Origin of the sequence: Escherichia sp. HH26CH (assembly GCF_009820205.1) — a bacterium.
In the GTDB taxonomy this organism is placed as follows: Bacteria; Pseudomonadota; Gammaproteobacteria; order Enterobacterales; family Enterobacteriaceae; genus Escherichia; species Escherichia coli_F.
Map to the genome: position 1 here is coordinate 212,081 of NZ_VNXM01000025.1, position 22,416 is coordinate 234,496.

Here is a 22,416-nt window from a genome sequence, read left to right on the forward strand (position 1 = left end):
TGTAGGGTACGCCGCATCCGGCAATCGGTGATTAATCCAGTTGGGTAATATCAAAAGCGGCGCGGTCGATCACCGCAATGATCTTTTTTATTTGTGCATCAGTGATATCGCTCTGGTTGACGCGTAAATCCAGCACCGCTTTAAAATTATCCAGTGCCCGCTTCATTTGCGGGTTCTGACGGAGTGCAGCACCAACGCAACGCGCTTTGATGCGTTCTTCAATCATCTCCACCTGTTCGCGGTTTTCTTCCAGCCACTGCGCGCCTTGTTCGGTCAGCGCAATCTGCTTCTTACCACCTTCCTCTTCGCGGATGGTAATTAGCGACTGCTCCTGCAGAAAATCCAGCGTTGGGTAGATGACGCCCGGGCTTGGGGTGTAATTTCCCTGGGTCAGATTTTCAATCGCTTTAATCAATTCGTAACCGTGGCTGTCATCGCGCGAGAGAATATCCAGAATCACCAGACGCAATTCACCGTGACCAAAGAAACGTTGCCGACGACCGCCGCCGCGACCGTGGCGACCACCACAGCATTGACCGTGTTCATGCTGGTGACCGTGTCCACAGTGTTCGTGTTCTGATTTCTCACCTTTGCAGCAGCCTTCATGACGTGGCTGGCCTTCATGTTTACAACACCCTTCGTGATGATGGCTCATATCAGCCTCCTTTTGCTTAATTAGATATATCTAATTTATATCTGATGTAAGCATTAGTGCAAGTGTAAAAATGATTTTTAAACGTGGACTCATCTCACACGTAGGCCGGATAAGGCGTTCACGCCGCATCCGGCGTTGAGTAATGATGCCTGAGAAGAGGCGGTTCGTCTTATCAGACTATAGACATATCAGTTCTACAAATCGCTTGCATTTATCATGATTAACAATCATTATCATTTACGAAAATTATTTAGATATATCTGATTATCATCACGAAGGCGATAACAATGAATAACTCCCCCAGCTACCCACAGCGCGTTCGCAATGATCTGCGCTTCCGTGAACTGACTGTGTTACGCGTTGAGCGTATCAGTGCCGGTTTTCAGCGCATTGTCCTCGGCGGCGAGGCGCTGGACGGTTTTACATCGCGCGGCTTTGACGATCACAGCAAACTCTTCTTTCCTCAATCTGACGTTCACTTTGTGCCGCCAACGGTAACGGAAGAGGGGATCGTCTGGCCGGAAGGACCACGCCCACCGTCGCGTGACTATACGCCACTGTATGACGAACAACGTCATGAACTGGCGATCGATTTCTTTATTCACGACGGCGGAGTCGCCAGCAGCTGGGCAATGCAGGCGCAACCGGGCGATAAACTCACGGTGGCAGGGCCGCGCGGTTCGCTGGTGGTGCCGGAAGATTACGCGTATCAGGTGTATGTTTGCGATGAGTCCGGAATGCCGGCACTGCGCCGCCGCCTGGAAACGTTGAGTAAACTTGCCGTTAAACCGCAAGTTACCGCGCTGGTCAGCGTACAGGATAACGCCTGTCAGGATTATCTCGCGCACCTTGATGGTTTTAATATCGAATGGTTGGCGCATGATGAGCAGGCGGTAGACGCACGCCTGGCGCAGCTGCAAATCCCTGCCGATGATTACTTCATCTGGATAACCGGCGAAGGCAAAGTCGTTAAGAATTTAAGCAGCCGCTTTGAAGCGGAACAGTATGACCCACAGCGGGTACGCGCAGCGGCTTACTGGCACGAAAAGTAACTGATATATAAAAAGAAAAAGGCTGACGATTTCTCGTCAGCCTTTGCTATGTCTGGTGGCCCCTGCTGGACTTGAACCAGCGACCAAGCGATTATGAGTCGCCTGCTCTAACCACTGAGCTAAGGGGCCATGGTAGCGGATTATAAAGTAACTCCGTGTCGCAATCCAGCCATTACCGCTCGCCTGCTGTTTTTATAAACAATGTATTTTCAATCCGTTATACTTTTCCTGGTGATGTTAGAAAGGAGTAAATATGGTTGAGGATATTTTGGCTCCAGGGTTACGGGTTGTGTTTTGCGGTATCAATCCTGGTCTTTCATCCGCCGGAACTGGTTTTCCCTTTGCTCATCCGGCAAATCGCTTCTGGAAGGTGATATATCAGGCTGGGTTTACCGACCGTCAGTTGAAGCCGCAGGAGGCACAGCATCTGCTGGATTATCGTTGTGGTGTCACCAAACTGGTAGACCGTCCAACGGTGCAAGCCAATGAAGTTTCAAAGCAGGAGCTGCACGCAGGCGGGCGTAAGCTGATTGAAAAAATTGAAGATTACCAACCACAAGCGTTGGCAATTCTGGGCAAACAGGCGTTTGAGCAAGGATTCAGCCAACGCGGTGCACAGTGGGGGAAACAAACGCTCACTATTGGTTCGACGCAGATTTGGGTACTGCCAAATCCCAGCGGTTTAAGTCGCGTTTCACTGGAGAAACTGGTTGAGGCGTATCGGGAACTGGACCAGGCGCTGGTAGTGCGTGGGCGATAAAAAACGCCACCGAAAAGGTGGCGTTTGTGCAAAGGGAAAAGTGCCGGATGTGGTGTAACGCCTGATCCGGCCTACCGATTAATCGTCCAGGAAGCTACGCAGTACTTCAGAACGGCTCGGGTGACGCAGTTTACGCAGCGCCTTCGCTTCGATCTGACGGATACGTTCACGGGTAACGTCGAACTGTTTACCCACTTCTTCCAGCGTGTGGTCGGTGTTCATATCGATACCGAAGCGCATACGCAGAACTTTCGCTTCACGCGCGGTCAGGCCAGCCAGCACGTCGTGCGTTGCCGCACGCAGGCTTTCGGTGGTCGCAGAATCCAGCGGCAGCTCGAGGGTGGTATCCTCGATGAAATCCCCCAGATGCGAATCTTCATCATCACCGATCGGCGTTTCCATGGAGATTGGCTCTTTGGCGATCTTCAGCACTTTACGGATTTTGTCTTCCGGCATCAGCATACGTTCAGCCAGTTCTTCCGGCGTCGGCTCGCGGCCCATCTCTTGCAGCATCTGGCGAGAAATACGGTTGAGCTTGTTGATAGTCTCAATCATATGCACCGGAATACGGATGGTGCGCGCCTGATCCGCGATAGAACGAGTAATCGCCTGACGAATCCACCAGGTTGCGTAGGTAGAGAATTTGTAACCACGACGGTATTCGAACTTATCAACCGCTTTCATCAGGCCGATGTTACCTTCCTGAATCAGGTCAAGGAACTGCAAGCCACGGTTGGTGTATTTCTTGGCGATAGAAATAACCAGACGTAAGTTCGCTTCAACCATCTCTTTCTTCGCACGGCGGGCTTTCGCTTCACCGATGGACATACGACGGTTGATATCTTTAACCTGCTCGATGGTCAGGCCGGTTTCTTCTTCAATCTGTTGCAGCTTCTGCAGAGCGCGATGCACTTCTTCAGAGACATCGTGCAGTTTTTCCGACCACGGCTTGTTCATCGCAATTGCCGCGTTGAACCAGGTATCGCTGGTTTCGTTGCCGGTAAACAGGGTAATGAAGTTTTTCTTCGGCATTTTGCACTGTTCAACGCAGAGCTTCATGATCAGACGTTCTTGCGTACGAACGCGGTCCATCATGACGCGCATGCTGTTGACCAGGTAGTCAAACTGCTTCGGTACCAGGCGGAACTGTTTGAATACTTCAGACAGTTTCAGGATCTCTTCCTGAGCGGCTGCGTGACTGCGACCTTTCGCTTTGATGGTGTCACGCGTTACAACGTACTGAGCGCGCAGTTCCGCAAATTTTTCGCGAGCCAGTTCCGGGTCGATGCTGTTGTCATCATCGGCGCTATCGTCATCGCCATCTTCTTCGTCTTCATCTTCGTCATCGTCCAGATCTTCCTGGGAAAGCTCAGAACCGACGTGAGTGGCGGTAGGTGCCAGATCTTCTTCTGCGTTCGGGTCAACAAAGCCGGTGATCAGATCGGACAGACGCGCTTCTTCTGCTTCAACACGATCGTACTGTTCCAGCAGATAGGTGATCGCTTCCGGATATTCAGCAACGGAGCATTGAACCTGGTTGATCCCGTCTTCAATACGCTTAGCGATGTCAATTTCGCCTTCGCGGGTCAACAGTTCAACGGTGCCCATTTCACGCATGTACATGCGTACCGGGTCAGTCGTGCGCCCGATTTCAGATTCCACGCTGGAAAGCACCTGCGCGGCGGCTTCGGCAGCATCTTCGTCCGCGGTGTTTTCAGCCAGCATCAGATCATCGGCATCCGGTGCTTCTTCCATCACCTGAATGCCCATGTCGTTGATCATTTGGATGATGTCTTCGATCTGATCTGAATCGACGATATCTTCCGGCAGATGGTCATTGACCTCGGCATAGGTCAGATAGCCTTGCTCCTTACCACGGGTGACAAGAAGTTTCAGCTGTGACTGCGGGTTTTGCTCCATAAGACGGTATCCACACTTATTTCATGAGGTTGGTGTTGGGCGATTGACCCGCTGTCCTTCAGCCGTTAACGCTGAAATCCAACGGTTATTTACCGCCAACGATAATTACGAGGGCGTACTTATATATTTGCCGCTGCCTCTCAGTGCGGCTGTCGGGGGCTTCCCGATCGCTCTTCGGCACTTAAGCCGTTAAATTACTTTTTCGCCAGCTCCTGGTTTAATGTCCAGAGCTCCAGGCGTTCTTCGTTGCTTAAACCATGCGTGCGCTCACGAGCGATTAACTCTTCCTGGCGCAGTTCAAGCAGCGAATCAAACATATGGTTGAGTGAGTCGGTGAAGGTTTGCTCAGCAATATTCCTATCTGCTATATCGTCCCACATCGACAGTTTTTCAAGGGTGGCAGCATTATTTGTACCACGATAGTGCTCTAAAAGTTGCCCGGTGGTCAGACCTGGCTGAGAGAGACAAGTGTTGACCAGTTCTCTGAATAAGCCAAGTCCAGGGAGCTTATTTTCATCCAGATTCTCAAGCGGCGGGACCAATGTCGCTAATTCTGGATTTTGCACCAGCAACCCTATAAGTATACGCATGGTCGTGCGTTTTAGCTGTGGAACAGGGCGAGAAACGCTGCTCTCCGCCGCTTTTGGCATTAATCGTTCAAGCTGGCTGTCATCAAGTATGCCTAATTTGTTGCCTAATTCCTGACGAAGATATATTCGCAGCGTTTCGCCCGGCACCTGCGATATCAATGGCAGTGCCAGCGTACTCAAACGTGCGCGCCCGTCAGGGGTACTCAGATCAACTTGCGGCATCAGACTGTTAAACAGAAAAGCGGAGAGCGGCATCGCCTGCTCCATCCGCGCTTCAAACGCTTCTTTACCTTCTTTGCGCACCAGCGTGTCAGGGTCTTCGCCATCAGGCAAAAACATAAAACGTAGCTGCCGTCCGTCTGTCATGTAAGGCAACGCCGTTTCCAACGCTCGCCAGGCGGCATCGCGGCCTGCACGGTCGCCGTCATAACAGCAAATGACATTGTTGGTCGCGCGGAACAACAGTTGTATGTGATCGGCGGTGGTTGACGTACCTAACGACGCAACGGCGTAATTAATACCGTACTGCGCCAGCGCCACCACGTCCATATAGCCTTCGACCACAAGCAGACGATTGGGTTCAGCGTTATCCTGCTGCGCTTCATAAAGACCGTAAAGCTGGCGGCCTTTATGGAAAATATCGGTTTCCGGCGAGTTCAGGTATTTGGGGGTATCGTTGCCCAGCACGCGCCCGCCAAAACCAATTACCCGACCGCGTTTATCGCGAATGGGGAACATCACCCGCTCGCGGAAACGATCGTAACTACGCCCCTGATCGTTGGTGACCAACATGCCCGCATCAATCAATGACTGACGATTTTCTGGATTACCGCCAAACCGTTTCAGGACGTTGTCCCAGCCGGGGGGCGCAAAACCAATCGCAAAGCGGGCGATAACCTCGTGGCTTAGTCCGCGTTTTTCCAGATACTGGCGCGCAGACGTGGCAACAGGTTGCTGTAAAGATTGTTGGTAAAACGTATTCAGACCGTCCATCAACTGATAAAGCGTTTGCCGTTGATGGCGTTCGATCTGACTGGGGCCGCTGCCTGCTTCAAATGGCACTTCAAGATTGTGCATTGCCGCCAGCTCTTCGACCGTTTCGACGAACTCGAGCTTGTCATAGTTCATCAGGAAGTCGATCGCGTTGCCGTGCGCGCCACATCCAAAGCAGTGGTAAAACTGTTTCTCACCGTTAACGGTGAATGACGGGGTTTTCTCGTTGTGGAATGGACAACACGCGTGAAAATTCTTGCCCTGCTTTTTCAGCTTTACACGGGCATCGATCAGATCGACGATGTCAGTGCGTGCCAGCAGATCATTAATGAATACGCGTGGGATTCGTCCAGCCATAGGCCCCGATTTTTAGCAATTCATAAACGAAAATAAGCCGCGCATTCCTTTCGGAAGCACGGCCTTACAACTACAACTCGGTCTGATCGGAGAGCAACGCTCTCGGGGAATTAGTACAGACGAGTGCGGCGTGCGTTTTCGCGAGCCAGTTTCTTCGCGTGACGTTTCACTGCAGAAGCTTTAGCGCGCTTACGTTCGGTAGTCGGTTTTTCATAGAACTCACGACGACGAACTTCCGCCAGAACACCTGCTTTTTCGCAGGAACGCTTGAAGCGACGCAGAGCTACGTCGAACGGCTCGTTTTCACGTACTTTAATTACCGGCATGTGCCTCTCACCTTTGATTAATTCGGTTTGCCGCTGGCATCAACGCCAGCTTATTTCAAAATGGTGCGGAATTTTACTGCAATTGCTGCTGCTTTGTAAAGCACCGCGGCCTTTTTTGAAAGGGACTTTTATAAGGGTGAGGAGTATACACGAGGCTTTCTCCAGGGGCGAACAAAGTTTTACATCAACCCGCATTGGTCCTACACTGCGCGGTAATAAAGCGAGGTAAAACAAGTCATGCGTGTACTGGGTATTGAAACTTCCTGCGATGAAACCGGCATCGCCATTTACGACGATGAAAAAGGTTTGTTAGCCAACCAATTGTATAGTCAGGTGAAATTGCACGCTGACTACGGCGGCGTCGTGCCTGAACTGGCCTCCCGCGATCACGTGCGTAAAACCGTACCGTTGATCCAGGCGGCGCTGAAAGAGTCCGGTTTAACGGCAAAAGACATTGACGCCGTGGCCTATACTGCAGGCCCTGGATTAGTCGGTGCGCTGTTGGTTGGCGCAACGGTCGGGCGTTCGCTGGCATTTGCCTGGGGCGTTCCGGCGATCCCGGTACACCATATGGAAGGGCATCTGTTAGCGCCGATGCTGGAAGATAACCCACCGGAATTTCCGTTTGTCGCGCTGCTGGTTTCCGGCGGTCATACGCAGTTAATCAGCGTGACTGGCATTGGTCAGTACGAGCTGCTCGGAGAGTCTATCGATGATGCCGCCGGGGAAGCGTTTGATAAAACCGCGAAGCTGCTGGGGCTGGATTATCCTGGCGGGCCATTACTGTCGAAAATGGCGGCTCAGGGTACTGCCGGGCGCTTTGTCTTCCCGCGTCCGATGACCGACCGTCCGGGGCTGGATTTCAGCTTTTCTGGTCTGAAAACCTTTGCGGCGAACACGATTCGTGACAACGGCACCGACGACCAGACGCGTGCTGATATCGCCCGCGCCTTTGAAGATGCGGTGGTCGATACGTTGATGATTAAGTGTAAGCGAGCGCTGGATCAGACGGGCTTTAAGCGACTGGTAATGGCAGGCGGCGTGAGTGCTAACCGCACGTTACGGGCGAAGCTGGCTGAAATGATGAAAAAACGCCGTGGCGAAGTGTTCTACGCGCGTCCGGAATTTTGTACTGATAACGGCGCGATGATCGCCTATGCCGGAATGGTGCGGTTTAAAGCAGGCGCGACGGCGGATCTCGGCGTTAGCGTGCGTCCGCGCTGGCCGCTGGCAGAGTTACCGGCCGCGTAAAACTATTAGGTGCCGGAGAGTCACTTCCGGCACCGTCCTCACTTAAAGCAACACCACGGGCATCCACAGTAAGCCGGTAATCACCAGCAACACGAGGAATATCAGCCCAAAAATCGCCCCCAGTCGCCAGTAATCCACCGTTGGCAGATAACCACTACCGTAGTAAATCGGACTGGGTCCGGTGGCGTATGGTGTAAGAATGCTCCCCAGACCAATGGCCGCGCCAACCATCAGGCAGAACACGGGAAGCGGGATTTCCGGCATTGCCAGCGCGGCGGCAATCATCATCGGCGCGAGAGCGGAGGTATACGCCGTGGCGCTGGCAAAGAAGTAGCGCAGCAGATAAAAGACCACAATCAACGCCACCATCACCATCGTTGGCGAATAACCGCTTAAGCTGCCTGCTAACAGTTTGCCAAACCAGCTAATAAAACCGGTGTTGTTGAGTCCGGTAGCGAGGGTGATAAGCGAGGCCAGCCAGAAGAAAACGTTCCACGCCGCTTTATTACTGACAATATCGTCCCAGCAGATAATGCGCAGAAGCAGCATCAGTGCCACCACGCTGTAACCGACCATCGCGGCATCGATATAATCACCGCCGAAAATCCACAGCACCAGTGCGCCTACCATCAGCCCCAGCATCCGTTTTTCACGAGAACAGAGCGGGCCCATTGCCTGCAGTTCCGTCTCTGCCCAGCGCGGCACCTGATCACCAGACTTCAGTACCGGCGGGTACAGCACGTAAGCCAGCCAGGGAACCAGCAGAACCAGTAAAATGCTGAGCGGCAACATGCCAAGAAACCAGTCGCCCCAACTCAGCGTGGCGTGAGATGCGCTTTTCATCAGGCCAATTAACAGCAAGTTTGGTGCCATCGCCGTCAGGAAAATGGCGCTGGTCACGCAGTCGGCAACAATCCCCATCCACATGATGTACGAGCCAATGCTGCGCGAACTGCTGTCGTTTGGTTGTGATTGATAGAGCGGTGGCAGGTTACGGATGATGGGATAGATAATCCCCGCACCGCGCGCCGAGTTGGACGGTGTTACAGGTGCCAGGATCAGCTCGGAGAACATCACCGCATAGCCGAGAAACAGCGTACGATGCCCCATCTTTTTCACCAGAATCAGTGCGATACGTCGCCCCAGCCCGGTTTTTTCATAGCCTGTGCCAAACATAAAGGCGGCGAAAATCAGCCAGATAACCGAATTAGAAAAACCAGAAACCGCCCAGGAGAGGGATTTGGCGGTGAACTTAAAACCTGGCTGGGCGAGCTGCTCCGGGCTAAACAGCAGCCACGGCGAGAGAATGGCGATAATGGAGATACCCACCATCGCCACCACGGCACCCGGCACGGGTTCGAGGATCAGTCCAACGATCACGCCAGTAAAAACGGCAAAGTAGAGCCAGGTATGACTCTCCAGCCCTGCGGGAACCGGAATTAGAGCAATAATGGCGATGACCGCCAGCGGCGCAAGGTATCGCCACCATTCAGTGGAAGGTTTCATCGTGTTATGCCTGCGAAAAAGGAGAGGGGGTGAGCCTCTCCGGGAGGGTTATTTGATGTAGTGGACGTGCTCGCAAATCTCTTCCACGATGGGATCGCGGCGTTCGGCGAACAGCTTTTTGTTTTCGGCTATCAGGTTGTTGCCGTGGGTATCAATAGAGACAATCAGCGGACCGAACTCTTTGACCCGGCAGACCCACAGCGACTCCGGCATCCCGAGTTCTGTCCAGTGCACCTCTTCAATCTCTTCCACCTGGGTTGCCGCCAGTACTGCGCAGCCTGCCGGGAAAATCACATGCAGCGCCTTGAATTTCTGGCAGCCTTCTTCGGTCAGCGGCCCCATTCCGCCTTTGCCGACCACCAGTTTCACGCCGGTCTGTTCGATAAATTCACGTTCAAAACTTTCCATACGCATACTGGTTGTCGGGCCGACGGATACCATCTCCCATTTGTCGCCGTTTTTGCGCACGATGGGGCCAGCGTGGAAAATCGCTTTGCCGTTGAGATCGTAAGGGATCGGACGTTTGAGTTCGATCAAGCGACGGTGACAAACGTCACGGCAGGTTACCAGCGTACCGGTCAGGTAGATCACATCGCCGACGCGAATATCTTGCAGATCTTCAGCTTTGATCGGGGTTGTCAGGATCTTTTTCATAACGCGCTCCGGGTGTGAGACAGATTTTCAAAGGTGAGATCGGCATGAACCAGCAGTGTGCCGCGACGATGCGCCCAGCAGCCGGTAGAAACAGCAACGCCGATGGTTGACGGATGGCGGGCGGCAGATTCGATATGTACGCCCATCACTGAACTGTTGCCAGTCAGCCCCTGTGGACCAATCCCCAGACGGTTGAGTCCTTCTTCCAGGCGTAGTTCCAGCTCTGCCGCTTTTGGATTGGGATGGCGGCTGCCAATCGGGCGCAAAATGGCTTTACGTGAGAGCACAGCGGCGGTTTCCACCGAGGTGGCGATGCCCACGCCTACCAGTACCGGTGGACAGGCGTTTACGGCGAGGGTGGAGATATTTTCGAAGACGAATTTCACTACGCCTTCGTAGCCTTCCGACGGCATTAACACTTTCGAACGACCAGGCAACGTGCAGCCGCCGCCTGCCATGTAAACTTCGATTTCCGCATCGTCACCGTCGGGGACGATATCCCAGGTGACCCACGGTACGCCGCTGCCGGTATTTTTGCCGGTGTTCACTTCGTCAAAAATTTCTACCGCATTGTGACGCAGTGGCGCTTTGACGGTTGCCTCTTCCACGGCTTGCTTAAGAATGCTTTGCAGCTCGCCAAGCAGTGGGAAACGGGAACCGACCTTAACAAAAAACATGATTTCGCCGGTGTCCTGACAGGCAGGACGATTCAGGTCGATTGCTTTTTGCATGTTGTCGAACATCGTGTGGTAGATGATTTTCCCCATCGACGACGTTTCGGCATCCTTTAGCTGTTTTAGTTTGTCCACCACGTCATCGGGCATTCGGGTAGAAATCATGGCGGTAAAGTTAGCGACAATCTCCGTCAACTTATTCACTGCCTGTTGCTTATTACTTTCGCTCATCATGGCAACTCCAGTTTATGTATTTGTCTGGAAAAATTCACCGCCACAAACTACCACTAAAAATGTGGTTTTATATTTTTTGCCGCCGTGAATATGTAATTCACAGTTCGTGAATCAACGCGAAAATAAGAATGAATATTGCGCCAGAGCAGGGAATGGCAATGTTTTGCGAAATACACTGCGCTTATCACAACTGCGGATAATTAACGATGCTGAATAGCTGGCCTTTAGCCAAAGATTTGCAGGTACTGGTAGAAATCGTCCACAGCGGGAGTTTTAGTGCTGCAGCGGCGACGCTTGGGCAAACGCCTGCATTTGTCACCAAGCGGATCCAAATCCTTGAAAATACGCTGGCAACAACGCTGCTGAACCGCTCCGCCCGCGGCGTGGCGCTGACTGAAAGTGGCCAACGTTGTTACGAGCATGCGCTGGAAATCCTCACCCAATATCAGCGACTGGTCGATGACGTCACGCAAATCAAAACGCGCCCGGAGGGGATGATTCGTATTGGCTGTAGTTTTGGTTTTGGGCGCAGCCATATTGCGCCAGCTATTACCGAACTGATGCGCAATTATCCTGAGTTACAGGTGCATTTTGAATTGTTCGATCGGCAAATTGATTTAGTGCAGGATAATATTGATCTGGATATTCGTATTAATGACGAAATTCCTGATTATTATATTGCGCATCTTTTGACAAAAAATAAACGAATATTATGTGCAGCACCTGAGTATCTGCAAAAATATCCGCAGCCACTATCCTTGCAGGAATTAAGTCGTCATGACTGTCTTGTGACCAAAGAGCGTGATATGACCCACGGAATATGGGAGTTGGGGAACGGTCAGGAGAAAAAATCGGTGAAGGTAAGCGGGCACCTTTCCTCCAATAGCGGCGAGATTGTGCTGCAATGGGCGCTGGAAGGAAAAGGAATTATGCTGCGTTCTGAGTGGGATGTTTTACCGTTTCTGGAGAGTGGCAAACTGGTGCGAGTATTGCCGGAGTATGCACAAAGCGCCAATATCTGGGCTGTTTACCGGGAGCCGCTCTATCGCAGCATGAAATTACGTGTCTGCGTGGAATTTCTGGCGGCATGGTGCCAGCAGCGGCTAGGCAAGCCCGACGAAGGCTATCAGGTTATGTAGACTCGCGAAAAATCACTCAGGATCCTTTTCGCGCTTTCTTTTGAATTTCGTCCAGATTTTTGTCTCCTGACGACGCCACAGACGCTGGATGTTGTCATGATGGCGCAGCAGGATCAGGCATGAGAGCATCGAAACCGGGAAGGTGAATTGTGGCTTAAACCACCAGACGTAAAATGGAGCAATCAGTGCGCTGACAATCGCTCCCAGCGACGAGTATCCGCTCAATAGCACGGTCAGTAACCAGGTTCCCGCCATTACTCCGGTGAGATCCCAGCCAATTGGTGCAATGGCACCAAAAGCGGTAGCAACGCCTTTTCCTCCTTTAAAACCGAAGAAAACGGGCCAGATGTGTCCAAGGCAGGCGGCGATGGCAATTAAGCCTAGCCAGAAGGGGCTGACACCTAATTCATACGCGCCCCAGACGGGCAACATTCCTTTCAGAACGTCGAAAATCAGTACTGCTACGGCTGCTCCCTTGCCACCGATACGTAACACATTGGTTGCGCCAGGATTACCGGAGCCGCTGGTTCGCGGATCGGGCAGCCCACACAAGCGGCAAACCAGAATGGCACTGGAAATGGAGCCGCAGAGGTACGCGATGAGGATCATTCCAGGCGCGATTGCACTCATAAGCTGTTCCGTTTTGAAAATTCGTGTTCAACGATGAATCTGTGGATAATACGCACATTTCGCCGGAAGTGGTATCCGGTTAGCCAAAAAGCAGGCAGGACGTGATGGATATTGTATTTATAGAGCAACTTTCGGTAATCACCACTATTGGTGTTTACGACTGGGAACAGACCATCGAACAGAAGTTAGTGTTCGATATCGAAATGGCGTGGGATAACCGTAAAGCGGCGAAAAGTGATGATGTGGCGGATTGCCTCAGTTACGCTGACATTGCAGAAACGGTAGTCAGCCACGTCGAGGGCGCGCGTTTTGCGCTGGTGGAACGTGTGGCGGAAGAGGTGGCGGAGCTGCTGTTAGCACGCTTCAACTCGCCGTGGGTGCGTATCAAACTCAGCAAGCCAGGCGCAGTGGCGCGGGCGGCGAATGTTGGCGTCATCATTGAGCGTGGCAATAATCTGAAAGAAAATAATTAATTTTACAGCTGTTAAACCAAACGGTTATAACCTGGTCATACTGCAGTAGTTTGGACAAGCGTTACATTTTTATAATTTAGGGGTTTATTGATGAGCGATATGCACTCGCTGCTGATAGCGGCAATATTGGGTGTGGTCGAAGGATTGACAGAATTTCTGCCGGTATCCAGCACGGGCCATATGATTATTGTCGGTCACTTGTTGGGATTTGAGGGCGACACGGCGAAAACCTTTGAAGTCGTGATCCAGTTAGGATCAATTCTGGCGGTAGTAGTGATGTTCTGGCGGCGTCTGTTTGGCCTGATTGGTATTCACTTTGGTCGTCCGTTGCAGCACGAAGGAGAAAGCAAAGGCCGTTTAACGCTGATCCACATTCTGCTTGGCATGATCCCAGCGGTGGTGCTGGGGCTGTTGTTCCATGACACGATTAAATCGTTGTTTAATCCAATAAATGTGATGTATGCGCTAGTGGTTGGCGGTCTGTTGCTGATTGCCGCCGAATGCCTGAAACCAAAAGAACCGCGTGCGCCGGGTCTGGATGATATGACCTATCGCCAGGCGTTTATGATTGGCTGCTTCCAGTGTCTGGCGCTGTGGCCGGGTTTTTCACGCTCCGGGGCGACCATATCTGGCGGGATGCTGATGGGCGTGAGCCGTTACGCGGCTTCCGAGTTCTCGTTCCTGCTGGCGGTGCCGATGATGATGGGCGCAACGGCGCTCGATCTCTACAAAAGCTGGGGCTTCCTGACAACCGGCGATATCCCGATGTTTGCCGTTGGGTTTATCACCGCTTTTGTGGTGGCGCTGATAGCGATTAAAACCTTCCTGCAATTGATTAAGCGCATTTCGTTTATCCCTTTCGCCATTTATCGCTTTATTGTGGCTGCTGCGGTGTATGTCGTGTTCTTTTGATTGAGGAATAGTGTCGGATATGACGCTTGTGCGTCTTATCCGACCTGGCCGGTGTTTGCAATAAATTGAAATTCAAGTGCTTAATCAGGCTTTGGACAACGTTGTTCCTTCCAGCTGGCTACCGCCGCAATCCGCCGTCGGGTCAGCTCCTCGCGAATCTCCACACCTTTAAATCCCGCTTCAACGACGTCTTTTGTCGGCACTGACTGCGCCACTTCCCAGGCTTCGCGCAACCAGCGGCCTTGCGGGTAGTCCGCTGACTCAAAACCGGTTCTGCCACGTACATCCGCTTCGCTGGTCAGCGCCAGTTGTTCGACACGCTGCGGTTTACGCCAGGCGTCGATGGAATCAAATAATTTGACGATGGTTTTTGGGTTCAGCATTGGGAAGGTGTGGATGAGATCGTGAAACTCGGCCACCAGTCTGGCTAAATCGCGAATTTCATTTGGCACGCGCAGACGCTGGCATAGTTGTTCCACTAATTTCACACCCGCCGGGCCGTGACCGTGATGACGTGGCCAAAGTTCTGGCGGCGTCAGGCCTTTACCGAGATCGTGGCATAGCGTTGCGAAACGGACATCGACCTGCGAACTCAGCATTGCCGCCATGGAGAGCGTCATTAAGGTGTGAATACCCGTATCGATTTCCGGATGCCACTTGGCGGGGGCCGGAACGCCAAACAGGGCGTCAATTTCCGGGAATAGAACGCGCAGGGCGCCGCAATCGCGCAGCACCTGGAAGAACACCTGGGGATTGCGGGTGGTGAGGGCACTTTCCGTCTCTTTCCACACTCGTTCAGGCGTCAGGTGTTCCAGTTCACCCGCGTGGGTCATCTCGCGCATTAGCGCCAGAGTTTCATCAGCAATACGAAAACCGAGGTGGGCATAACGCGCAGCAAAACGCGCCACGCGCAGTACGCGTAACGGATCTTCGCCAAAAGCGGGGGAAACATGGCGCAACAGACGATTTTGCAGATCGCCCAGACCGTTGTACGGGTCGATAATCTCGCCGTTATCGTCCTGGGCCAGCGCATTAATGGTCAGATCGCGCCGCTTAAGATCATCTTCCAGCGTGACATCCGGTGCGGCATAGCAGGTAAAACCGGTGTAACCGGAACCGGATTTCCGTTCGGTACGTGCCAGCGCATACTCTTCATGCGTTTGCGGATGCAGAAAAACAGGAAAATCGCGGCCTACCTGCTGGTAGCCCGCGGCGAGCATCTCCTGTGGCGTACTACCGACTACCACCCAATCTCTGTCTTTGACCGGTAGCCCTAACAATGCATCCCGAACAGCACCACCGACCAGATAAATCTTCACGCCATCATCCCTTCGTCAAATACACAATTCCTAATAATAAGACAGTGCAACGAAGAAGGCGATTTAGTTCATCCAGCGATCTTTACGTTTGCGCGTTGGGATCAGGTGCGGCAGTACCAGACCGAGCAGCAAGCCAAGCCCCAGCACGCCGCCACCATACATAAACCACTGCATGATGATGGTGCGCTGTTTGTCATCCAGCTGCACGCTGGCGGCATCGACCTTTTTCTGCGCGACAATCAGCTCGTTTTTCAGTTTCTGATTTTCTTCTTTTAACCCGTTGATCACGCTGTCGCTCTGCGCCACTTTTTGCTGCATTTCTGCGGTGCGCTGATTCCAGGTGTTATCGATATTGGTGAGCTTATCGGTCAGGGTTTTGACCTGATTTTCCAGATCTGGCACACGGGAGCGCAGGCTTGGCTCTGTGCTAAGTTGTTTCAACGGGATCCAGGCGGTACGGCCAGAGCTGTCTTTCACCTGGGCATAATTGGTGTTGGCGTCAGTTTGTAATAAGGTCACTTCCTCGCCGGCGTTAACCGTGCCCACGAGGCGATAATGGTCTCCCGGACCGCTACGGACCCAGGTATTCAGTTCGTCGGAAACATAGCGCGTTTCTTCAGCGTGTGAGACGGCAGTCGCGCTAAGTGCGAGTAAAGTTAATCCGATCAGGCGTAATTTTGGCATCAGGCTGTCGTTATTGTCATGGAAAGTGGAACGATAGTAGTGGCATCAGTGTCGCTACGCAAAGCATTCGACATCAATCGGAATCCTCTGTGTCAGGTCTTGCCACTGCTTCAAACTTTTACGCCCGTCAAATTGCCCGTTGCATGGCAATTTGGCGCAAAATACTATCTACTGACAAAAAAGATCGCATTAAGTTCGCCGTTCATCGTCACTTATGTGACATAACCGATAAGTAAAGGCCTTGACATCCTCCCCCACCTTCGCGCAAAGCGACTCAGGAGGGGGATTCCCTTGTCAGGGTAGCAATACGTTGCCGCATTGCCCGGTTCCTCGCTCGACGGCTTACGCCGCCTTACGGGCGCGTCCTTTACGGACTGACGGCAATATTTGTCCTGCCGCCATGACTTCAAAACCTGCTGTTAATATATTGCGAGCGCCGTTTACATCGGCGTTTGCCGTATAGCCGCACGCGGTACAGATAAAGCTCGCCTGCGTCCTGCGGTTATTTTTCGATGTATGCCCACAACATGCGCATTTCTGACTGGTGTACGCCGGATTAATCGCCAGCACATCACCGCCGCGCCATGCCTGCTTATATTCGAGCTGGCGGCGCATTTCTGCCCAGCCCTGATCCAGTATCGCTCGGTTAAGACCTGATTTTGCCGCGACGTTGCGCCCCGGCTGGTCTACCGTACCCGCTGCTGATTTTGACATGTTCGCAACCTTTAAATCCTCAATGACTATCATCGCGTGGTTTTTGCTGATCGTCGTCGTGGTTTTATGAAGGTAATCGCGGCGGATGTTTGCGATATGAGAGTGGAAACGGGAAATCTTCGCTTTCTGCTTTTTCCAGTTGGCGGAGAATTTAACCATCCGGGCCAGACGGCGCTGTAAGCGAGCCAGCTTATCCTGATTTTTTTTAAAGCTGTTTACCGGTTCAAAGACAGTGCCGTCTGAAAGTGTTGCCAGCTTCGTTATACCTGCATCCAGGCCTATTGCGCTGGTCGATGCGTGAATCGGATCGGTAACAGCTAATTCGACCTGAAAAGACACATACCAGTGTCCGGCATGCTGGCTGATGGTGCAATTTTTAATGACGCCTTCAATCTTCCGGGACTGACGAAATTTAACCCAGCCCAGTCCTGACGGGAGTTTCACACGGCCATAATCCAGCCCACAATATTTGCTGAAATTGACGAACCGGATAGAGTCGCAGCCTTTGGTTTTCTTTTTGAAAACGCGCTTTTCAGCCGTCAGGGATTTATCAAAACAGCGATCCCATGCGCTCCGCAGGTCTTTCAGTTTCTGCTGGAGGTTGTCAGTGTAACCCTCAGCAAGAAAGGCCAGCTCAGGGCGTTTTTTCCAGCCCGTAAGTCGTTTATTCAGGTCGAAAGCTGACGGAATTTTTCCGCCCGCGTCATGAATGCTCAGTGTTTCATTCAGTGCATAGTTCCAGACAAAGCGAGCGCAACCGCACAACTGACGCAACCTTTGCGCCTGCTGGTCAGTGGGGTAGAGCCTGTATTTATATGCTTTCTGGATTAACATTTTGCATTCAGTATGTGGTTATTTAGAATGTACAATATATCCACATTTTTTTGGGAGGATCAATACGTGTGCGAAATCAATCGTTCACGCTATTCAGCTTACCTGTTGCATGTTCACGTTGTTTTTATGACAAAATACCGCCGTCCAGTTTTTGGTGAATTGCATCATGCAAACATGCGTCAGTATGTAGCGGAGGTATGCGCGGACTTTGGCGCCGAGTTAAAGGAATGTGACGGCGAGGCAGATCATGTTCATATGCTGATTGAATACCCACCGTTGGTGCAACTCACAAAGCTGGTAAACAGCCTTAAGTCCGTTACCAGTAGGCGGCTGCGGAATGATTTTATTGATTTGCGCGCCGCGTATTCAAAGCCCGTACTCTGGTCACGCTCTTATTTCATCGGTTCATGTGGTGGAGCACCGCTGGAAGTTGTGAAAAAGTATATTCAGAATCAGCGTGGCTGATAAACTGCGGGCTTAACAGCCCAAATTCCCCTCCCGCCTACGTTGGGGGGGGAGTACCCAGTGGAGGAAGGATGGCTCAGGAAATCGAATTAAAGTTTATTGTTAATCACAGTGCCGTTGAGGCGTTGCGTGACCATCTCAATACGCTGGGCGGCGAGCACCATGACCCCGTGCAGTTGCTGAATATTTACTACGAAACGCTGGATAACTGGCTGCGTGGGCACGACATGGGCTTACGTATCCGTGGCGAAAACGGTCGCTATGAGATGACCATGAAAGTTGCAGGAAGAGTGACAGGCGGCTTACACCAGCGCCCGGAATATAACGTGGCGTTGAGCGAACCGACGCTCGACCTGGCGCAGTTACCGACGGAAGTCTGGCCGAACGGCGAATTGCCTGCCGATCTCGCTTCCCGCTTACAACCGCTGTTCAGCACCGATTTTTATCGCGAAAAGTGGCTGGTAGAGGTCGATGGTAGCCAAATTGAAATCGCTCTCGATCAGGGCGAGGTGAAGGCAGGCGAATTTGCTGAGCCTATCTGCGAGCTTGAACTGGAACTGCTTAGCGGCGACACGCGCGCGGTGCTGAAACTGGCGAACCAACTGGTATCGCAAACCGGATTACGTCAGGGCAGCCTGAGCAAAGCGGCGCGTGGCTATCATCTGGCGCAGGGCAATCCTGCGCGTGAAATCAAACCCACCACCATTTTGCATGTTGCGGCAAAAGCCGATGTGGAACAGGGGCTGGAAGCGGCGCTCGAGCTGGCGTTAGCGCAATGGCAGTACCATGAAGAACTGTGGGTACGCGGCAACGATGCGGCGAAAGAGCAAGTGCTGGCTGCCATTGGCCTGGTCCGTCATACGCTGATGCTGTTCGGTGGCATTGTGCCGCGTAAAGCGAGCACTCACTTACGTGACCTGCTGACTCAATGCGAAGCGACCATCGCTTCAGCGGTGTCTGCCGTAACGGCGGTCTACTCTACCGAAACGGCGATGGCGAAGCTGGCGTTGACCGAATGGCTGGTAAGCAAAGCCTGGCAGCCGTTTTTAGATGCCAAAGCGCAGGGCAAAATCAGCGATTCTTTCAAACGCTTTGCCGATATCCATCTTTCCCGCCATGCCGCTGAACTGAAAAGCGTTTTCTGCCAGCCATTAGGCGATCGCTACCGTGACCAGTTGCCGCGCCTGACGCGTGACATTGACTCAATATTGTTGCTGGCGGGTTACTACGATCCTCTCGTCGCGCAAGCCTGGCTGGAGAACTGGCAGGGACTGCGTCATGCCATTGCGACCGGGCAACGCATTGAAATTGAACATTTCCGTAATGAGGCAAACAATCAGGAACCGTTCTGGTTGCACAGCGGAAAACGTTAATCAGGCAAGGATAAAATCGCTTATGAAGCCGCTCTCTTCACCGTTACAGCAGTACTGGCAGACCGTTGTTGAGCGGCTGCCAGCGCCTTTAGCCGAGGAATCACTTAGCGCACAGGCGAAGTCAGTACTTACCTTCAGTGATTTTGTGCAGGACAGCGTAATTGCGCATCCAGAGTGGCTGACGGAACTGGAAAGCCAGCCGCCGCAGGCCGACGAATGGCAGCATTACGCTGCATGGTTGCAGAAGGCGCTCAGTGATGTAAGCGACGAAGCAGGGTTAATGCGCGAGCTGCGTCTGTTCCGGCGGCGCATTATGGTGCGCATTGCCTGGGCGCAAACGCTGGCACTGGTTACTGAAGAGAGCATATTGCAGCAGCTCAGCCATCTGGCGGAGACATTGATTGTCGCCGCGCGTGACTGGCTGTATGAGGCCTGCTGCCGCGAGTGGGGAACGCCGTGCAATGCGCAGGGCGAAGCGCAACCGCTGCTGATTTTAGGCATGGGTAAGCTGGGCGGCGGGGAGCTGAATTTCTCCTCAGATATCGATCTGATTTTTGCCTGGCCGGAACATGGTTGTACGCAGGGCGGACGCCGGGAACTGGATAATGCGCAGTTTTTTACCCGCATGGGCCAGCGGCTGATTAAAGTGCTGGATCAACCAACGCAGGATGGTTTTGTTTATCGCGTGGATATGCGACTGCGTCCGTTTGGCGAAAGTGGCCCGCTGGTGCTGAGCTTTGCGGCACTGGAAGACTATTACCAGGAGCAGGGGCGCGACTGGGAGCGATACGCCATGGTCAAGGCGCGGATTATGGGCGATAGCGACGGCGTCTATGCTAACGAGTTGCGTGCGATGCTGCGCCCGTTTGTTTTCCGCCGTTACATCGATTTCAGCGTGATCCAGTCGCTGCGTAACATGAAAGGAATGATTGCCCGTGAAGTACGTCGTCGTGGTTTGACCGATAACATCAAACTTGGCGCGGGTGGCATTCGCGAAATTGAATTTATCGTTCAGGTGTTCCAGCTCATTCGCGGTGGGCGCGAGCCGTCGCTGCAATCCCGCTCTTTACTACCCACTCTCAGCACCATTGCCGCGCTGCATCTGCTTTCTGAAAACGATGCTGAACAATTGCGAGTGGCGTATCTGTTCCTGCGGCGTCTGGAAAACCTGCTGCAAAGCATTAACGACGAACAAACCCAGACACTTCCTTCTGATGAGCTTAACCGTGCGCGGCTGGCGTGGGCGATGGACTTTGCTGACTGGCCGCAACTGACCGGGGCGCTGACCGTACATATGACCAATGTGCGCCGGGTGTTTAATGAATTGATTGGCGACGACGAAAGCGAAACTCAGGAAGAGTCGCTGTCGGAACAGTGGCGTGAGCTGTGGCAGGATGCGTTGCAGGAAGATGACACTACGCCAGTGCTGGCGCATCTTAGCGAAGATGATCGCAAACAGGTGCTAACACTGATTGCCGATTTCCGCAAAGAGCTGGATAAGCGCACTATTGGGCCGCGAGGACGTCAGGTGCTCGACCATCTGATGCCGCATCTGCTAAGTGATGTCTGTGCGCGTGAAGACGCTGCTGTCACGCTGTCGCGCATTACCGCCTTGCTGGTGGGGATTGTTACCCGCACTACCTATTTAGAATTGCTTAGTGAATTCCCCGCGGCGCTTAAGCATTTGATTTCTCTGTGTGCCGCATCGCCGATGATTGCCAGCCAACTGGCGCGTTATCCATTATTGCTGGACGAACTGCTCGATCCAAACACTCTCTACCAGCCGACGGCGACGGATGCCTACCGTGATGAACTGCGCCAGTATTTGCTGCGCGTGCCGGAAGATGACGAAGAACAACAGCTTGAGGCGCTGCGTCAGTTCAAACAGGCGCAACTGTTACGTATTGCGGCAGCGGATATCGCCGGTACGCTACCGGTAATGAAAGTGAGCGATCACTTAACCTGGCTGGCGGAAGCTATGATAGATGCCGTCGTTCAGCAGGCGTGGGTTCAAATGGTTGCCCGCTACGGTAAACCGAATCACCTGAACGAACGCGAAGGGCGTGGTTTTGCGGTGGTCGGCTACGGCAAGCTGGGCGGCTGGGAGTTAGGCTACAGTTCCGATCTTGACCTGATCTTCCTCCATGATTGCCCAATGGATGCGATGACTGACGGGGAGCGGGAAATCGACGGGCGACAGTTTTATCTGCGTCTGGCGCAACGCATTATGCATCTGTTCAGTACGCGAACCTCTTCCGGCATTTTGTATGAAGTGGATGCTCGACTGCGTCCGTCCGGGGCGGCGGGAATGCTGGTCACCTCTGCAGAAGCGTTTTCCGATTATCAGAAAAACGAGGCCTGGACGTGGGAGCATCAGGCGCTGGTACGTGCGCGCGTAGTATATGGCGATCCACAGCTCACCGCGCACTTTGACGCGGTACGTCGCGAGATAATGACACTGCCGCGCGAAGGCAAAACTCTGCAAACGGAAGTGCGGGAAATGCGCGAGAAAATGCGCGCTCATCTCGGCAATAAACATCGCGATCGCTTTGATATCAAAGCCGATGAAGGCGGAATTACCGATATCGAATTTATTACCCAATATCTGGTGTTGCGCTACGCTCATGAAAAACCGAAGTTAACGCGCTGGTCAGACAACGTGCGTATTCTGGAGCTGCTGGCGCAAAACGACATTATGGAAGAGCAGGAAGCGATGGCGCTGACCCGTGCTTACACTACGCTGCGCGATGAACTTCATCATCTGGCATTACAGGAATTGCCGGGCCATGTGTCGGAGGATTGCTTCACCGCAGAGCGTGATCTGGTGCGGGCAAGCTGGCAGAAGTGGCTGGTGGAAGAATGAAGTATGGTATTATCGCGCGCAAATTTTGAATCTCTCAG

Annotated in this window: 20 protein-coding genes and 1 tRNA gene; 9 read left to right on the plus strand and 12 right to left on the minus strand. The window is 52.8% G+C overall.

Going from position 1 to position 22,416, the window contains the following annotated elements; genetic code table 11:
• Positions 1-31: 31 nt before the first annotated feature.
• Entirely contained in the window at positions 32-655 is a 624-nt protein-coding gene (gene nfeR, locus FQ015_RS09560; protein ID WP_000018005.1) for a DNA-binding transcriptional regulator NfeR, read from the minus strand.
• 287 nt (positions 656-942) lie between these two features.
• Here nfeR and nfeF point away from each other — a divergent pair, with 287 nt between their 5' ends.
• The gene (gene nfeF, locus FQ015_RS09565; protein WP_001065923.1) at positions 943-1,707 is read left to right on the plus strand and encodes an NADPH-dependent ferric chelate reductase NfeF; all 765 of its coding nucleotides are present in this window, start codon (positions 943-945) and stop codon (positions 1,705-1,707) included.
• A gap of 53 nt (positions 1,708-1,760) precedes the next feature.
• Here nfeF and FQ015_RS09570 read toward each other — a convergent pair.
• A tRNA-Ile gene (locus tag FQ015_RS09570) sits at positions 1,761-1,836 on the minus strand.
• Positions 1,837-1,960: 124 nt separating this feature from the next.
• On the opposite strand from FQ015_RS09570, the gene mug reads away from it, so the two are divergent.
• Positions 1,961-2,467 carry a G/U mismatch-specific DNA glycosylase gene (gene mug, locus FQ015_RS09575; protein ID WP_000228932.1) on the plus strand — a complete coding sequence of 169 codons (507 nt, stop codon included), beginning with the start codon at positions 1,961-1,963 and terminating at the stop codon, positions 2,465-2,467.
• Positions 2,468-2,545: 78 nt separating this feature from the next.
• Here mug and rpoD read toward each other — a convergent pair whose 3' ends face one another.
• The 3 genes from rpoD to rpsU form a co-directional block, all read right to left on the minus strand.
• Positions 2,546-4,387: an RNA polymerase sigma factor RpoD gene (rpoD, locus tag FQ015_RS09580; protein WP_000437371.1), complete on the minus strand. Its 1,842-nt coding sequence runs from the start codon at positions 4,385-4,387 to the stop codon at positions 2,546-2,548.
• A gap of 194 nt (positions 4,388-4,581) precedes the next feature.
• Positions 4,582-6,327, minus strand: a complete 1,746-nt coding sequence (gene dnaG, locus FQ015_RS09585; RefSeq protein ID WP_000918834.1) for a DNA primase — start codon at positions 6,325-6,327, stop codon at positions 4,582-4,584.
• Positions 6,328-6,437: 110 nt separating this feature from the next.
• Complete coding sequence (gene rpsU / locus FQ015_RS09590) at positions 6,438-6,653, minus strand: 30S ribosomal protein S21 (RefSeq protein WP_001144069.1); 216 nt, start codon at positions 6,651-6,653, stop codon at positions 6,438-6,440.
• 237 nt (positions 6,654-6,890) lie between these two features.
• Here rpsU and tsaD point away from each other — a divergent pair, with 237 nt between their 5' ends.
• Positions 6,891-7,904 carry a tRNA (adenosine(37)-N6)-threonylcarbamoyltransferase complex transferase subunit TsaD gene (gene tsaD, locus FQ015_RS09595; RefSeq protein WP_001264356.1) on the plus strand — a complete coding sequence of 338 codons (1,014 nt, stop codon included), beginning with the start codon at positions 6,891-6,893 and terminating at the stop codon, positions 7,902-7,904.
• A 42-nt stretch (positions 7,905-7,946) separates the two neighbouring features.
• Here the strand turns inward: tsaD and ttdT are convergent, their stop codons facing one another.
• The 3 genes from ttdT to ttdA are packed head-to-tail and all read right to left on the minus strand — an operon-like array spanning position 7,947 to position 10,972.
• Positions 7,947-9,410 carry an L-tartrate/succinate antiporter gene (gene ttdT, locus FQ015_RS09600; protein ID WP_000804924.1) on the minus strand — a complete coding sequence of 488 codons (1,464 nt, stop codon included), beginning with the start codon at positions 9,408-9,410 and terminating at the stop codon, positions 7,947-7,949.
• Between the two features lie 48 nt (positions 9,411-9,458).
• Positions 9,459-10,064 carry a L(+)-tartrate dehydratase subunit beta gene (gene ttdB, locus FQ015_RS09605; RefSeq protein WP_000722957.1) on the minus strand — a complete coding sequence of 202 codons (606 nt, stop codon included), beginning with the start codon at positions 10,062-10,064 and terminating at the stop codon, positions 9,459-9,461.
• Positions 10,061-10,972, minus strand: coding sequence for a L(+)-tartrate dehydratase subunit alpha (gene ttdA, locus FQ015_RS09610; RefSeq protein WP_000986806.1), 912 nt, complete (start codon positions 10,970-10,972; stop codon positions 10,061-10,063). The genes ttdB and ttdA overlap by 4 nt, the downstream gene beginning before the upstream one ends.
• A gap of 206 nt (positions 10,973-11,178) precedes the next feature.
• Here ttdA and ttdR point away from each other — a divergent pair, with 206 nt between their 5' ends.
• Positions 11,179-12,111: an L-tartrate utilization transcriptional activator TtdR gene (ttdR, locus tag FQ015_RS09615; protein ID WP_000935203.1), complete on the plus strand. Its 933-nt coding sequence runs from the start codon at positions 11,179-11,181 to the stop codon at positions 12,109-12,111.
• A gap of 12 nt (positions 12,112-12,123) precedes the next feature.
• Here the strand turns inward: ttdR and plsY are convergent, their stop codons facing one another.
• The gene (gene plsY / locus FQ015_RS09620; RefSeq protein WP_001272796.1) at positions 12,124-12,741 is read right to left on the minus strand and encodes a glycerol-3-phosphate 1-O-acyltransferase PlsY; all 618 of its coding nucleotides are present in this window, start codon (positions 12,739-12,741) and stop codon (positions 12,124-12,126) included.
• A 104-nt stretch (positions 12,742-12,845) separates the two neighbouring features.
• On the opposite strand from plsY, the gene folB reads away from it, so the two are divergent.
• Both folB and bacA read left to right on the plus strand, forming a co-directional pair.
• Positions 12,846-13,214: a bifunctional dihydroneopterin aldolase/7,8-dihydroneopterin epimerase gene (folB, locus tag FQ015_RS09625; protein ID WP_001295541.1), complete on the plus strand. Its 369-nt coding sequence runs from the start codon at positions 12,846-12,848 to the stop codon at positions 13,212-13,214.
• 90 nt (positions 13,215-13,304) lie between these two features.
• Positions 13,305-14,126 (plus strand): undecaprenyl-diphosphate phosphatase, encoded by an 822-nt coding sequence (gene bacA / locus FQ015_RS09630; protein ID WP_001305111.1) that lies wholly within the window; start codon positions 13,305-13,307, stop codon positions 14,124-14,126.
• 80 nt (positions 14,127-14,206) lie between these two features.
• Here bacA and cca read toward each other — a convergent pair whose 3' ends face one another.
• The 3 genes from cca to FQ015_RS09645 form a co-directional block, all read right to left on the minus strand.
• A complete protein-coding gene (gene cca / locus FQ015_RS09635) occupies positions 14,207-15,445 on the minus strand; it encodes a fused tRNA nucleotidyltransferase/2',3'-cyclic phosphodiesterase/2' nucleotidase/phosphatase Cca (RefSeq protein WP_160523991.1) in 1,239 nt (412 codons plus the stop codon).
• 63 nt (positions 15,446-15,508) lie between these two features.
• Positions 15,509-16,129 (minus strand): TIGR04211 family SH3 domain-containing protein, encoded by a 621-nt coding sequence (locus tag FQ015_RS09640; RefSeq protein ID WP_001125332.1) that lies wholly within the window; start codon positions 16,127-16,129, stop codon positions 15,509-15,511.
• A 342-nt stretch (positions 16,130-16,471) separates the two neighbouring features.
• Positions 16,472-17,677, minus strand: coding sequence for an RNA-guided endonuclease InsQ/TnpB family protein (locus FQ015_RS09645; protein ID WP_160523992.1), 1,206 nt, complete (start codon positions 17,675-17,677; stop codon positions 16,472-16,474).
• A gap of 12 nt (positions 17,678-17,689) precedes the next feature.
• On the opposite strand from FQ015_RS09645, the gene tnpA reads away from it, so the two are divergent.
• The 3 genes from tnpA to glnE all read left to right on the plus strand — a co-directional run bounded on the left by tnpA (position 17,690) and on the right by glnE (position 22,378).
• The gene (gene tnpA / locus FQ015_RS09650) at positions 17,690-18,142 is read left to right on the plus strand and encodes an IS200/IS605-like element ISEc41 family transposase (RefSeq protein WP_000266196.1); all 453 of its coding nucleotides are present in this window, start codon (positions 17,690-17,692) and stop codon (positions 18,140-18,142) included.
• A 71-nt stretch (positions 18,143-18,213) separates the two neighbouring features.
• A complete protein-coding gene (ygiF, locus tag FQ015_RS09655; RefSeq protein ID WP_039021371.1) occupies positions 18,214-19,515 on the plus strand; it encodes an inorganic triphosphatase in 1,302 nt (433 codons plus the stop codon).
• 22 nt (positions 19,516-19,537) lie between these two features.
• Positions 19,538-22,378 (plus strand): bifunctional [glutamate--ammonia ligase]-adenylyl-L-tyrosine phosphorylase/[glutamate--ammonia-ligase] adenylyltransferase, encoded by a 2,841-nt coding sequence (glnE, locus tag FQ015_RS09660; RefSeq protein ID WP_160523993.1) that lies wholly within the window; start codon positions 19,538-19,540, stop codon positions 22,376-22,378.
• Positions 22,379-22,416 lie beyond the last annotated feature (38 nt).

Excerpts from the sequence above, each read along its gene's own strand:
- nfeR (WP_000018005.1), bottom strand. The coding sequence starts at position 655 with ATGAGCCATCATCACGAAGGGTGTTGTAAACATGAAGGCCAGCCACGT.
- nfeF (WP_001065923.1), top strand. The coding sequence starts at position 943 with ATGAATAACTCCCCCAGCTACCCACAGCGCGTTCGCAATGATCTGCGC.
- mug (WP_000228932.1), top strand. The coding sequence starts at position 1,961 with ATGGTTGAGGATATTTTGGCTCCAGGGTTACGGGTTGTGTTTTGCGGT.
- rpoD (WP_000437371.1), bottom strand. The coding sequence starts at position 4,387 with ATGGAGCAAAACCCGCAGTCACAGCTGAAACTTCTTGTCACCCGTGGT.
- dnaG (WP_000918834.1), bottom strand. The coding sequence starts at position 6,327 with ATGGCTGGACGAATCCCACGCGTATTCATTAATGATCTGCTGGCACGC.
- rpsU (WP_001144069.1), bottom strand. The coding sequence starts at position 6,653 with ATGCCGGTAATTAAAGTACGTGAAAACGAGCCGTTCGACGTAGCTCTG.
- tsaD (WP_001264356.1), top strand. The coding sequence starts at position 6,891 with ATGCGTGTACTGGGTATTGAAACTTCCTGCGATGAAACCGGCATCGCC.
- ttdT (WP_000804924.1), bottom strand. The coding sequence starts at position 9,410 with ATGAAACCTTCCACTGAATGGTGGCGATACCTTGCGCCGCTGGCGGTC.
- ttdB (WP_000722957.1), bottom strand. The coding sequence starts at position 10,064 with ATGAAAAAGATCCTGACAACCCCGATCAAAGCTGAAGATCTGCAAGAT.
- ttdA (WP_000986806.1), bottom strand. The coding sequence starts at position 10,972 with ATGATGAGCGAAAGTAATAAGCAACAGGCAGTGAATAAGTTGACGGAG.
- ttdR (WP_000935203.1), top strand. The coding sequence starts at position 11,179 with ATGCTGAATAGCTGGCCTTTAGCCAAAGATTTGCAGGTACTGGTAGAA.
- plsY (WP_001272796.1), bottom strand. The coding sequence starts at position 12,741 with ATGAGTGCAATCGCGCCTGGAATGATCCTCATCGCGTACCTCTGCGGC.
- folB (WP_001295541.1), top strand. The coding sequence starts at position 12,846 with ATGGATATTGTATTTATAGAGCAACTTTCGGTAATCACCACTATTGGT.
- bacA (WP_001305111.1), top strand. The coding sequence starts at position 13,305 with ATGAGCGATATGCACTCGCTGCTGATAGCGGCAATATTGGGTGTGGTC.
- FQ015_RS09640 (WP_001125332.1), bottom strand. The coding sequence starts at position 16,129 with ATGCCAAAATTACGCCTGATCGGATTAACTTTACTCGCACTTAGCGCG.
- FQ015_RS09645 (WP_160523992.1), bottom strand. The coding sequence starts at position 17,677 with ATGTTAATCCAGAAAGCATATAAATACAGGCTCTACCCCACTGACCAG.
- tnpA (WP_000266196.1), top strand. The coding sequence starts at position 17,690 with ATGTGGTTATTTAGAATGTACAATATATCCACATTTTTTTGGGAGGAT.
- ygiF (WP_039021371.1), top strand. The coding sequence starts at position 18,214 with ATGGCTCAGGAAATCGAATTAAAGTTTATTGTTAATCACAGTGCCGTT.
- glnE (WP_160523993.1), top strand. The coding sequence starts at position 19,538 with ATGAAGCCGCTCTCTTCACCGTTACAGCAGTACTGGCAGACCGTTGTT.